At 64.7% G+C, this 10,953-nt stretch carries 15 protein-coding genes; 8 read left to right on the plus strand and 7 right to left on the minus strand.

Translation table 11 applies throughout. The features are described from left to right. The 4 genes from Q0693_RS09390 to Q0693_RS09405 form a co-directional block, all read left to right on the plus strand. On the plus strand, window positions 1-911 hold a 911-nt coding region (locus Q0693_RS09390), incomplete at its 5' end, for a hypothetical protein (RefSeq protein ID WP_298631148.1). A gap of 38 nt (window positions 912-949) precedes the next feature. Further along, the gene (locus tag Q0693_RS09395; protein WP_298631150.1) at window positions 950-2,020 is read left to right on the plus strand and encodes a TIGR04053 family radical SAM/SPASM domain-containing protein; all 1,071 of its coding nucleotides are present in this window, start codon (window positions 950-952) and stop codon (window positions 2,018-2,020) included. A gap of 27 nt (window positions 2,021-2,047) precedes the next feature. Beyond that, complete coding sequence (locus Q0693_RS09400; RefSeq protein ID WP_298631153.1) at window positions 2,048-2,476, plus strand: cytochrome c; 429 nt, start codon at window positions 2,048-2,050, stop codon at window positions 2,474-2,476. Between the two features lie 81 nt (window positions 2,477-2,557). Continuing rightward, window positions 2,558-3,514, plus strand: a complete 957-nt coding sequence (locus tag Q0693_RS09405) for a hypothetical protein (protein ID WP_298631156.1) — start codon at window positions 2,558-2,560, stop codon at window positions 3,512-3,514. Here Q0693_RS09405 and Q0693_RS09410 read toward each other — a convergent pair. From Q0693_RS09410 to Q0693_RS09435, 6 genes are all read right to left on the minus strand, one after another. Further along, a complete protein-coding gene (locus tag Q0693_RS09410) occupies window positions 3,501-3,821 on the minus strand; it encodes a NifB/NifX family molybdenum-iron cluster-binding protein (protein WP_298631158.1) in 321 nt (106 codons plus the stop codon). The genes Q0693_RS09405 and Q0693_RS09410 overlap by 14 nt on opposite strands. Window positions 3,822-3,846: 25 nt before the next feature. Further along, a complete protein-coding gene (gene moaC / locus Q0693_RS09415) occupies window positions 3,847-4,326 on the minus strand; it encodes a cyclic pyranopterin monophosphate synthase MoaC (protein ID WP_243032180.1) in 480 nt (159 codons plus the stop codon). A 16-nt stretch (window positions 4,327-4,342) separates the two neighbouring features. After that, window positions 4,343-5,842: a TRAP transporter large permease subunit gene (locus Q0693_RS09420; protein ID WP_298631160.1), complete on the minus strand. Its 1,500-nt coding sequence runs from the start codon at window positions 5,840-5,842 to the stop codon at window positions 4,343-4,345. After that, window positions 5,839-6,378 carry a TRAP transporter small permease subunit gene (locus Q0693_RS09425; protein WP_298631161.1) on the minus strand — a complete coding sequence of 180 codons (540 nt, stop codon included), beginning with the start codon at window positions 6,376-6,378 and terminating at the stop codon, window positions 5,839-5,841. The genes Q0693_RS09420 and Q0693_RS09425 overlap by 4 nt, the downstream gene beginning before the upstream one ends. A gap of 109 nt (window positions 6,379-6,487) precedes the next feature. Further along, window positions 6,488-7,696: an MFS transporter gene (locus Q0693_RS09430; RefSeq protein WP_243032187.1), complete on the minus strand. Its 1,209-nt coding sequence runs from the start codon at window positions 7,694-7,696 to the stop codon at window positions 6,488-6,490. 10 nt (window positions 7,697-7,706) lie between these two features. Next, entirely contained in the window at window positions 7,707-8,540 is an 834-nt protein-coding gene (locus Q0693_RS09435) for a universal stress protein (protein ID WP_298631166.1), read from the minus strand. A gap of 32 nt (window positions 8,541-8,572) precedes the next feature. Here Q0693_RS09435 and folP point away from each other — a divergent pair, with 32 nt between their 5' ends. The 3 genes from folP to Q0693_RS09450 all read left to right on the plus strand — a co-directional run bounded on the left by folP (window position 8,573) and on the right by Q0693_RS09450 (window position 10,473). After that, window positions 8,573-9,391, plus strand: coding sequence for a dihydropteroate synthase (folP, locus tag Q0693_RS09440; RefSeq protein ID WP_298631168.1), 819 nt, complete (start codon window positions 8,573-8,575; stop codon window positions 9,389-9,391). Between the two features lie 2 nt (window positions 9,392-9,393). After that, window positions 9,394-9,750, plus strand: a complete 357-nt coding sequence (gene folB, locus Q0693_RS09445) for a dihydroneopterin aldolase (RefSeq protein ID WP_298631171.1) — start codon at window positions 9,394-9,396, stop codon at window positions 9,748-9,750. 177 nt (window positions 9,751-9,927) lie between these two features. Further along, complete coding sequence (locus tag Q0693_RS09450; RefSeq protein ID WP_243032473.1) at window positions 9,928-10,473, plus strand: NYN domain-containing protein; 546 nt, start codon at window positions 9,928-9,930, stop codon at window positions 10,471-10,473. Window positions 10,474-10,508: 35 nt separating this feature from the next. Here Q0693_RS09450 and Q0693_RS09455 read toward each other — a convergent pair whose 3' ends face one another. Continuing rightward, complete coding sequence (locus Q0693_RS09455; RefSeq protein WP_298631176.1) at window positions 10,509-10,697, minus strand: transposase; 189 nt, start codon at window positions 10,695-10,697, stop codon at window positions 10,509-10,511. Between the two features lie 35 nt (window positions 10,698-10,732). On the opposite strand from Q0693_RS09455, the gene Q0693_RS09460 reads away from it, so the two are divergent. After that, on the plus strand, window positions 10,733-10,953 hold a 221-nt coding region (locus Q0693_RS09460), incomplete at its 3' end, for a transposase (RefSeq protein WP_298631174.1).

Consider the following 10,953-nt stretch of genomic DNA (forward strand, 5'->3'; position numbering starts at 1 on the left):
AACCCGTGGTCCTCCCCCCTTCCGCCTGGGCCTACCTGGCTGGGGAACGGCTTTCCAGGATGGTACCGGGATCCTTAAGGCTCCTTGGCGTGGAGGAAACAGAGCGGGTCTACCAGGGCACCGCGGTCCTCTTCCGCTACCAAGGAGAGGGCCCCGCCACCTTGCGCTACCTCTACACTGGGCTTTCCGGGGAGGTCTTCTACACCCTGGAAGGGGCCACCCTCACCCTTTGGGCCCGGCTTAGGCTGGAGGGAGGGCCCATGGAGGCCAGAAAGCTTACCCTTCTCGCGGGGGAGGCCCCCCTGCTGGGCATGGCCGAGGCCAAGGGCCTACGCATGCGGGCTCTTGCGGAGGCCGCTCCTTCAGGGGAAAGCCCTTTTGGCCTCTTCCGCTATGGCCTCCCAGCCAGAAGGCTAGAACCTGGGACCACGGAGATCCCCGCCCTCAAGGCCCAGGTGGACCCCAGCCGGCTTCTTCGCTATCAGGGGCCTTTTCGCACGGAGAGGTTTTTGGCCCTGGAACGGGGCTACCGCTTCAAGGCCCCCTTTCCCCTGGCGCCGGGGACTTTGGAGGTGGTGGAGGAAGGCTTCTTCCTGGGGCAGGCCCTGCTTCCCGCTACCCCTAAGGGGGAGGTGGCAGAGGTGTGGCTGGGACGGGACCTGGAGGGCCGGCTGGAACGGACGGTGAGCCTGCTGGGCCAAAGCGAAAAAGAAGCCACCTACCGGGTGGAAACCCGCTTCAAAAACCCCTACCCCTACCCCATCGCCCTCCTCCTCTCGGAAACCTTCCCCCAGCCCTTCCGCCTAGACTTCCCCGGGGCCAACCTCTTGCCCCAGGGGTACCGCCTGGAACTGGCCTTGAAACCCCAGGAAACCCGCACCCTTACCTACCGCCTCACCCTCCCCCGCTAGGGACATCTGCCCCCGCCTCGAGGGCCCATGCTTTGGACATGAAACCTGACCTGCACCGCTTCCCCCTCCTGGTGGCCTGGGAAATGACCCGGGCCTGCCTTCTCGCCTGCTTGCACTGCCGGGCCTCAGCGGTGCCCGACCCCTTGCCCGGGGAGCTCACCACCGAGGAGGGATTAAGGCTCTTGGAGGAGCTGGCCACCTACACCCCGAAGCCCATCCTCCTGCCCACGGGGGGTGACCCTTTGGCCCGGCCCGACCTGTTTCTCCTCCTGGAGGAGGCCAAACGCCTGGGCCTCAAGGTGGGCATCACCCCCGCCGTCACCCCTCGGCTCACCCGGGAGGTGGTGGCCCGCTTCAAGGAGCTTTCCGTCCACCAGATGGCCATCTCCCTGGACGGGGCCACACCGGAAAGCCACGATGGCTTCCGGGGCGTTCCCGGCACCTTTGCCCGGGCCCTTAAGGCCCTGGAATGGGCCCAGGAGGTGGGCCTCATGACCCAGGTGAACACCACCGTGACCCGGAGGACCAAGGGGGAACTCACCGGCATCGCCGAGATCCTGGCGGCAAAAGGGGTGGCCACCTGGGAGGTCTTCTTCCTGGTTCCCGTGGGCCGGGGAGCGCTTCTAGAGCAGCTTTCCCCCCGAGAATACGAGGAGGTGATGCACCTTCTTTACGACCTTTCCCGCCGCTACCCCTTTAAGGTGCGCACCACGGAAGGCCCCATGTTCCGCCGGGTGGTCCTGGAGCGCCGGAGACGGGAAGAGGGTGAGGACGGGGCCTTGGTGGGGGAGGGCCGGGGGGTGCACCTCTCCGACGGCTTTGGTTTCGTTTTCGTTTCCTCCACGGGGGAGGTCTACCCCTCCGGTTTCCTGCCCCTTTCCGCTGGGAATGTGCGGGAGAAGCCCCTTCTGGAGATCTACCGGCATAGCCCCCTCTTCCTGGAGCTTCGCAACAAAGCCCTCCTTAAGGGCAAGTGCGGGGTCTGCGAGTACCGGGAGCTTTGCGGGGGAAGCCGGGCCCGCGCCTGGGCGGAAACCGGGGACCACCTGGCCTCGGACCCCCGGTGCGCCCACCTCCCCAAAGGCCTAGGACAAATGCCCCTGGCCTAAGGAAGGGAAGTTCCCTATCATGGAATCATGAAGCGTGGGCTTCTTCTGTTGGTATTTTTGGGTTCCCTTGCCCTGGCGCAAAGCCCTGGGGCCAAGCTCTATTCCGCCAACTGCCAAAGTTGCCACCTGGCCAATGGGCAGGGGGTTCCCGGGGCCTTCCCTCCCCTCACCCATCTGGACAAGGTGGTCCAGGCTAAGGGGGGCCGGGAATACCTGATCCGGGTGGTCCTCTACGGTCTCCAAGGAAGCCTGACGGTGGAGGGGAAGACCTATAACGGGGTCATGCCCCCCTTCCGCCAGCTTAAGGACCCGGAGGTGGCTAATCTCTTGAACTATATCCTCACCACCTTCGCCAAATCCAAGGCCAAGCCCATCAGCCCCGAGGAGGTGAAGGCGCAAAGGGCCAAGGCCAGGTCCCCCCAGGAGGTCCTCAAGTCCCGTCCCCCGGTCAAGTAGACCGGCGTACTCCCTCCCCCCGGGGCCTAAAGGCCCCGGGCCCTCTTTTCCCACCCCAGAAGTGGGGATAATGGATTTGTCGTGGAGCCTGGGTTCCACCTTTTCTACGCAAGGCGCCTGGCTTGGCGCTACCGGTTCCTCTTGGCCATCCCCTTGGCGCTCCTCGGCCTTTGGCACCCCTTTTTCGCCTTGGCCTCCCTCCTGCCCTTTCTGCTTCCCGCCCGGCTTTGGGAAGGGCGGGCGCTACGGGAAATCGCCCGGGCCAGCCTGGCCTATCCCACCGCCTTGGCCTATGGGGAGGAGCGGCTTTGGCAGGAGGCCCGCAAGGTGCAGTTCCCCCTTCCCCCCTTTCCCTTGGGCTTGCTCGTCGGCTACCTGGTCCTCCTGGCCTTGGCCCTGGCCTCGTGGGCGGGGTTTCCCCCCAGGGAAGCCCACCCCTTCGGGTTCGTTCCCGGACTCGAGCGCCCTGCAACCCCCCAGGACTCCCCGGATAGGGGTAAACCGGCCCAAGCGCCTGGGTCCTCACCCGGGAAGACCACCCCAGCCCCGGATTCCCCAGGAAACCCCCAAGGAAGGGAAACCGGCCAGGGCCAACCCGCCCCAACCCCCGAGGATGGCCAAGCCCCGGGGCCTAGCCCCCAGGAACCTTCCCTGACCCCGCCCGAGGTTTCCCCTCAAGCCCCAGGGGAGGGGGGAACCCCAGGGCCCATAGACGGGCAAGGGGGATCAAGGACCCGTCCGGGCCTTTCCCAGCAGGAACCGGGAAAGCCCCAGGGGGCGGGCACCCCCACCCCGGGCACCTCGGGGCCTTCCCCAAGGGTGGAGGCCCCCGTTCCTTTGCCCTTTCCCGAGGCCACCGGCAAGGGGGAAGGGCTCTTGGGGCCAGGCCGCGAGGGAAGCGGCCAGGACCTTCCCTCCCCTTGGCGGGAAGGGCGTCCGCCTGAGGAGGTGCGCCGAGGGGTAGAGGTGTACCTGGAGCGCACCCCCCTGCCGCCCGAAGCCCGGGAGCTCCTAAAGCGCTATTTCAGCGGGCCTTAAGCCGGTTTAGGGCCTCGGCCACGCTGACCGGCCCCACCTCCAGGCGCTCCGCCATGGGGAAGGCCCCCATGGACCCCCCGTGGCCAAAACGGGCCCCCACCCGCAGGTCCACATCCCCAAGAAGCTCCCGCATGAGCTCGTGCTTCCTGCCGCCCTCCATGGCGGCATAGGGGTTTTCCCGGACCTCGAGGAGGCGCGCCTCCCCTCCCCGCTCAATCTCGTAAATGGCAAAGCGAGGGGCATGCCCAAAGGGGCCCGGGTACACCTTCTGGTCATCGTTTTTGGCTAGGGCGATGGCCACGCGCATAGCCCAAGTATACACCCCTGGGGTATTATGGGGTCCCAGACCGCCGCCACTCCCCGCTCTTCCCCCCTGCCTTGTGGAGAAGCTGCACCCGGGAGATGACGAGCCCCTTGGAGGCCGCCTTCAGCATGTCGTAAACCGTGAGGGCCGCCACGGCGCAGGCGGTGAGGGCCTCCATCTCCACCCCGGTCTCCGCCTTGGTGCGCACCGTGGCCTCTATGCGTACCCTTTTGGCCTCCTTTTCCAGCTCCACCCTCACCTCCACCCCGGTGAGGGGCAAGGGGTGGCAGAGGGGGATGAGTTCCGAGGTCTTCTTGGCCCCCATGATGCCCGCCAGCTGGGCCACCATCAGGGGATCCCCCTTCCCCACCCCCCCTTCTTCCAGGGCGGCCAGGGCTTCTTCCGTGAGCTCCACGTAGGCCTCGGCGGTGGCGGTGCGGAAGGTGGCCGCTTTCGCCGTCACGTCCACCATGTGGGGCTTTCCGTCCTTAAAGTGCGTGAGGTCCATACCCTCAGTCTAGGGCCTACCCCCCAAAACCCATACCGCTCACAAAGCGCAGGATGGGTTCCCGCATGAAGTACACGAAGAGGAGGACCAGAAGCTGTAGCCCGATGAAGGGAATACCCCCCAGGTAGATATCCGCGGTCTTTACTTCCTTGGGGGCCACATTCCGCAAGTAGAAGAGGGCAAAGCCGAAGGGTGGGGTGAGGAAGGAGGTCTGCAGGTTCACCCCCACCAGGAGGCCGAACCAGAGCTTGTCTATGTTCAAGGCCTCGGCCCCGATGGCCAAAAGGGGCAAGGCGATGAAGGCGATCTCAAAGAAGTCTATGAAGAAGCCCAGCAGGAACACCAGCACCATCACGAAAAGGATGAACCCCACCTCGCCCCCCGGGAGGCCCGTGAGGAAGCCCTCCACCCAAAGGTCCCCATCCACCCCCCGGAAGACCAGGCTGAAGAGGGTGGAACCGATGAGGATGAAGATGACGAAGGCCGTGAGCTTGGCCGTGCCCTCCATGGCCCCGTAGAGGACCTTAAAGGAAAGCCTCCGGTTCAAAGCCGCCAGGATCAAGGCCCCCACCACCCCCATGGCCCCGGCCTCCGTGGGGGTGGCCAGGCCGATGAGCACGGTGCCCAGCACCAGGAAGATGAGCACCAAGGGGGGCACCATGGAAAGGAGGGCCCTTTTGAGAAGGGGGTTTTTCCGGATCCAAGGAAGGAGCACCAGGGTCCAGACCCCCAAGGCCAGGAGCACCTCCAGCCACTCCGCCCAGGCAGGCAAAAAGCGCCCCACGGCATAGGCCCCCACCCCCACGAGCAGGTAGGAGAGCAAGGCAAAGGCCGCCTGGGCTTCCTTGCCGGCATCGGGGCGGGCCTCGAGGGGAAGGGCCGGGGCCCACCGGGGACGGAAAAGGGCCACGTAGATCACGTAGAGAAAGTAAAGGCCCACGGTGAGCCCAGCGGGAATCAGGGCCGCCTTGTACATATCCCCCACGGAAACCCCAAGCTGGTCCGAAAGCACGATGAGGACCACGCTGGGGGGGATGATCTGGGCCAGGGTGGCCGAGCCCAGGATCACCCCGCTGGCCAGGCGGGGGTTGTAGCCATATTTCAGCATGATGGGCAAGGAAATAAGGCCCATGGCCATCACGCTGGCGGCCACCACGCCCGTGGTGGCCGCCAGGATGGCCCCCACAAAGACCACGCTCAGGGCCAAGCCCCCCCTAAGGGGCCCGAAGAGCTTCCCCATGGTGTCCAGAAGATCCTCGGCCAGGCCGCTTTTCTCCAGGATGATCCCCATGAAGGTGAAAAAGGGGATGGCCAGGAGGAGCTGGTTGGACATGATGCCGAAGATGCGGTCGGGCATGGCCTTCAGGAGGGGGGCAGGAAAGATATCCAAGGCTATGCCCAAAAAGCCAAACACGATGCCCACCGCCCCCAAGGAGAAGGCCACAGGGTAGCCGGAGAGCAAGAACACCACCAAGGCCAAAAACATCAGGGGGGGCATGAGGCTTTCCAGGTTCATTCCAGCACCTCCCGTTCCTCCTCTTGGAGTTGCAGATGCCCCGTGAGGTAGGCGAGGCGCTTGATGAGCTCAGAAATGCCCTGCAGGGCCAGCAGGGCAAACCCCAAGGGCAGGGCCAGCTTGATGGGCCAGCGGGGAAGACCGCCCACGTCGGGGGACATCTCCCTCCCCAGGAAGGAGCTCTGGGCCCAAGGCCAGGAGAGGTAGATCACCCCCACGGCCATGGGCAGGAGGAAAAACACCGTCCCCACCACGTCAATCCAAGCCTGGGTGCGCCTGGAGAAGCGACCAAAGACCAGGTCAATGCGCACGTGGGCGTTGTGCTTCAAGGCGTAGGCCCCGCCCAGGAGGAAGATGAGGCTGAACATGTACCACTGGGCCTCGAGGTAGGCGTTGGAGCTGTAGTTGAACCCATAGCGCATGATGGCGTTGCCGGCGGACACCAAGGCCACCAATAGCACCAACCACACGGTTACCCTTCCCACCGCCTCGGTAAGCGTATCTATGGCTCTAGAAAGACCCAGAAGAAAGCGCATTCCCCACCCCCCTTGAAACCCGCCCCATCCTACCCGGGGCAACCGGGGATGTCAATGCGGGGTTGCGTCCAGGAGGGCTTTTTCCCTGTGGCCTTTCCATTGCAAAGCCCTAGCGGGCCCGGCGGATAGGAGCCACCAAAAACGCCCCCAAGAGGAAGAAGGCCCCCGCCAGCAAAAAGAGCACCAGGTACCCCAGGCCCTCCTCGCGGGCATTGAGAAGGTCCAGGGGCCGCCCGAAAGCCCCCGCCAACACCTGGGGCACCACGATGGAGGTCTGCCACAGGCCCATGTCGGTGGCGTGGGCCTCGGGGTCGCGAAGCACATCCGCCACCAAGGCCCAGTCCACCGCCAGGTAGACCCCATAGAAAAGGCCAAAGAAGAGGGATAGGAAAAGCATGACCTCATAGCGGGGAAAAAGGAGGATGAAGGGCATCAATAGGCCCAGGCCAACCCCCGAAAGGTAAATGAGGGGCTTGCGCCCGAGCCGGTCCGAAGCCCAGCCCGCAGGGATGCTGGCCAAAGCGGCCCCCAAGGAGATGAGAAGGCCCAAAAGGGCCACCGCCTGGAAGGGCTCCTGGGTGAGGGCCCGCCCTAGGGCCTGGAACGTCCGCACCACGTCCGCCAGGTAATACTGAAGATAGGTCTGGGCCAGGTAGAACCCCAGCATCACCAGGAAGCGGGTAAGGTAGACCAAAAGGAAGTCCCGATCCGTCCAGGGCCTGGCCATGGCGGCCCAAAAGGGCCTGGGGTTGGCCTTTAGGGGTTGGTCGGGGATGACCCGCAGGCTTAAGCCCGCCCCCGCCAAGTTCAGGAGGGCCGCCAGGTACGCCTGAAAGGCCAAAGGGAAAAGGAAGCCCACCGCACCCCCTAGGATCTGGCCGGAAACCTGCAACAGCCCCATGTACCCCGAGGCGGCACCCCGTTCCCTTCGGGGGACCAGGTCGGGGATGAGGGCGGAATAGGGGCCCGTGGCCAGGTCATCCGCCACCTGCAAAAGCAGGTAGGCCAGGAGAAGCCAGAGGTAGCTGGGCGCATGGACCAAAAGGAGGAGGGCCAAGGCGGTGAGAAGGCTTCCCGAGAGGAGAAAGGGCTTCCTCCGCCCCAGGCGATCCGAGAGGTAGCCCATGACGGGGGGGCCCAATATGGCCATCACCGCCCCCAGGGCGAAGAGAAACCCCAGCCTCGAGGCCTTCTCCTCGGGAGGGGAAAGCTCCGCCACCTTGGCGGGCAGGACCACCAAAAGGACCAGGAACCACTTGAAGCTGGTGGCGAACCAGTAGGCGGAAAGGGAGAGGAACCAGCTAGGCCCATGGCGCATGGGCCTCACCTTACCAGACGGTAGCCTCGGGAACCACCAGAAGGGGCAGGGAGCTTTGGCTGGAGAGCACCTCCACCATGCGCCCAAGCCGGTGGCGCCAGGTGCTCTTGGCCTTGGAACCCAGCACCAGAAGATCGGCCTCCCGGGCCTGGGCCAGCCGCAATAGGTCCAGCTCCTCCTCCCCCTTGCTGACCTCCACCACCCCGGAGGCCTGCAGGAGAGCCTCCAGGTGGGTCTTGGCCCTCTCCAAAACCTGGGCCAGGGCCAGGCCCCTGGGGTCCAGGTAGGTGGGGAAGCAACACCCCCCTTCCCCGCTCACCAGGTGCAGGGCAAACACCTCTGCCCCTAAGGCCTTCCCCCAGGCCTCGGCCACCCTAAAGGCGCTGAGGCTTGCGGGGCTTTCGTCCAGGCCCACGGCAATGCGTCGCACCTGGGTTAGGGCCTTGGGCAGAAGCAGCACCGGCACCTCCCCCCGGTGCAAGAGGTAGCGGGCAAGCCCTCCCCGGGCCAGGACCTCGAGGGCCCCCGTCCCCCGCTGCCCAAGGACGACCAAGCGGCTCTTCAACGCCTCCCCCGCCACCACCTGGGCAGGAAAACCCCGGAGTACCATAACCCTAAGCCCCATGGCGGCCAAGGCCTTTTGCGCCTCCACCTCCACCAGGCCTAGGGTTTCCTCCAACCTGGGCCTTAGGTGGGGAAGCCGACGGGCAAGGGCCTCAAAGTAAGGGGTGGGTACCACGTGGAGCAGCTCCGCGGGGATGCCGAGCCCCTCCTGAAGAAAACGGGCGCTGTCCACCACCACCTCCAACCCCTCTCCCAGGTCCACCGCAGCCAACAGGCGCATGCTTCACCCCTTGGCCCCAATATAATCCTGGCGTGCTTTGGCTTCGCGACCGCACCCTGGACCTTTCCCGCCCCCGGGTCATGGGCATCCTCAACCTCACCCCCGATTCCTTTTCCGATGGCGGCCTCTACCTGGACCCGGAAAGGGCCCTGGAAAGGGCCAAGACCCTGGTGGCGGAGGGAGCGGATCTCCTGGACCTGGGGGCCGAGTCCACCCGGCCCGGGGCGGAGCCTGTGCCCCTGGAAGAGGAAAAAAGGCGGCTTCTTCCGGTTTTGGAAGCGGTCCTGGAGCTGGGGGTGCCGGTGAGCGTGGACACCCGCAAGCCCGAGGTGGCGGCGGAGGCCCTGAAACTGGGGGCGCACCTCATCAACGACGTGACCGGCCTTCGGGATGAGCGCATGGTGGCCCTTTGCGCCCAGTATGGGGTGGCCGCGGTGGTCATGCACATGCCCGTGCCCGATCCCAAGGCCATGATGGCCCATGCCCACTACGGGGATGTGGTGGCCGAGGTAAAGGCCTTTCTGAAGGCCCAGGCGGAAAAGGCCCTAAGGGCCGGGGTTCCCCAGGTGGTCCTGGACCCAGGCTTTGGCTTCGGGAAACTTTTGCAACACAACCTCGCCCTCCTCCAACACCTGGAGGAAATCGTGGCCCTGGGCCATCCCGTTTTGGTGGGGCTTTCCCGCAAGCGGAGCATCGGGGAGCTTACGGGGGTGGAGGAGCCCGCAAAAAGGGTCTTTGGCTCTGTGGCCGCCCACCTCTTTGCCGCCATGAAGGGGGCCAGGATCCTTCGCGTCCACGACGTGGCCGCCCACCGGGAGGCCCTGGCTGTTTGGCATGCCCTTTGGGGGTAGACGTGGGAGAGATCGCCCTTTTGGGTCTGGAGTTCTATGGCCGGCATGGGGTAAAGCCCGAGGAAGGTCGCTTGGGGGCCCGTTTCGTGGTGGACCTCTGGCTGAAGGTACCCTTTGAGGGCAAGGGGGACCGGCTAGAGGAAACCGTAGACTATGCCGCCGTCTACGCCCTGGTGGAGGAGGCGGTGCGCCACCGGCGGTTTTACCTCATAGAGGCCCTGGCGGACCACCTGGCGGAGGAGCTCTTAAAGGCTTTCCCCCGCCTCGAGGCGGTCCGGGTCCGGGTGCACAAACCCCACGCTCCCATCCCTGGGGTCTTCCGCGACGTGTACGCGGAAACGGAAAAAATGCGCTCCTAAAGCGTATTTTTACACCTCATCTTGCGCTCATGGGAAAACCGTGATAGGATGGCCCCGCCCAAAAGGGCTACGTGGAGTGAGTATCCCTTCCCCCACTGCTCCGTAGGAGCGGTGGGCTATAAACTTTCTCACCCGCCTGGGCTAAACTGAAGGAGCCCGTCAAGGGGCGGGAGTATTATGGAAAGGGTAGCGATATTCATCGACGGCTCCAACCTGTATAAGGGGTTGGTGCAACACCTGGGGACGGATTATCGGCTAAACTTTGTGGAGTTCATTACGCTTCTGACTGCCGGACGCAAGCTCCTCCGCGCCTACTATTACAACGCCCCCCTTCCCCCGGAAGACCCCGCCGCCAAGGCCCACCAGAGCTTTCTCAACTACCTGAAGCGGGTGCCCTATGTGGCCGTGCGCCTGGGCCGCCTGGAGAGGCGGGCCGAGGGGTTCGTGGAAAAAGGGGTGGACATCCAGATCGCCATTGACATCCTCCGTCTGGCCTACGCCGACGCCTACGACGTGGCGGTTTTGGTTTCTGGGGACGGGGATTTCGCCGAGGTGGTCAGGGTGGTCCAGGACATGGGCAAGCAGGTGGAAAACACCACCTTCCACGCCCTTTCCTCCCACCGCCTGGCCCAGCAGGCAGACCGCTTTTACCCTTTAGACGACTTCCCGTGGGAACGGCTTAGGGCACAAAGCCTTCCCCCGACCCCAGAAAGCGGCGAGTGACGACTCCCCGCTCTTCAGAGCGGGGCTTCGCGGTTCTAGGTTAGAGCACATATCCCCGCAGGCTCCGTCCGAGCCCTGGCCAAGATGTTCACTGCCGCGGCCACGTCCCGATGGAGAAGAGCCCCACAAGAAGGACACGTGAACTCCCTGACCCACAGGGGCCTCTTCTCCCGGTGACCGCAGACAGGGCGGTCTTGGCTCGTGTACTTGGGGTCAACCCTTATAAGAAGCTGTTGTAAAAGTCTGCTATACTTGAAGGGTGGCTGCTACACGTAGATCTTACCCCAGCGACCTTTCGGATACGGAGTGGGCCATCCTGGAGCCCTTGATCCCCGCCCCCAAGCCAGGAGGCCGCCCGGCGAAAGTGCCTAGAAGGGAGATTGTCAACGCCATACTCTACGTCCTGGAAAACGGCATCAAGTGGCGGGCCATGCCCCACGACCTGCCCCACTGGTCCACGGTCTACCACTACTTCCGCAA

This window comes from uncultured Thermus sp., assembly GCF_938010445.1.
In the GTDB taxonomy this organism is placed as follows: Bacteria; Deinococcota; Deinococci; order Deinococcales; family Thermaceae; genus Thermus; species Thermus altitudinis.

Bases quoted from the DNA above. Each gene is read 5' to 3' on its own strand.
- Q0693_RS09410 (WP_298631158.1), bottom strand. From the start codon at position 3,821: ATGCGCGTGGCCATCGCCCTAGCCAAAAACGATGACCAGAAGGTGTAC.
- Q0693_RS09420 (WP_298631160.1), bottom strand. From the start codon at position 5,842: ATGAACCTGGAAAGCCTCATGCCCCCCCTGATGTTTTTGGCCTTGGTG.
- moaC (WP_243032180.1), bottom strand. From the start codon at position 4,326: ATGGACCTCACGCACTTTAAGGACGGAAAGCCCCACATGGTGGACGTG.
- Q0693_RS09395 (WP_298631150.1), top strand. From the start codon at position 950: ATGAAACCTGACCTGCACCGCTTCCCCCTCCTGGTGGCCTGGGAAATG.
- Q0693_RS09430 (WP_243032187.1), bottom strand. From the start codon at position 7,696: ATGCGCCATGGGCCTAGCTGGTTCCTCTCCCTTTCCGCCTACTGGTTC.
- Q0693_RS09435 (WP_298631166.1), bottom strand. From the start codon at position 8,540: ATGCGCCTGTTGGCTGCGGTGGACCTGGGAGAGGGGTTGGAGGTGGTG.
- Q0693_RS09400 (WP_298631153.1), top strand. From the start codon at position 2,048: ATGAAGCGTGGGCTTCTTCTGTTGGTATTTTTGGGTTCCCTTGCCCTG.
- Q0693_RS09425 (WP_298631161.1), bottom strand. From the start codon at position 6,378: ATGCGCTTTCTTCTGGGTCTTTCTAGAGCCATAGATACGCTTACCGAG.
- Q0693_RS09450 (WP_243032473.1), top strand. From the start codon at position 9,928: ATGGAAAGGGTAGCGATATTCATCGACGGCTCCAACCTGTATAAGGGG.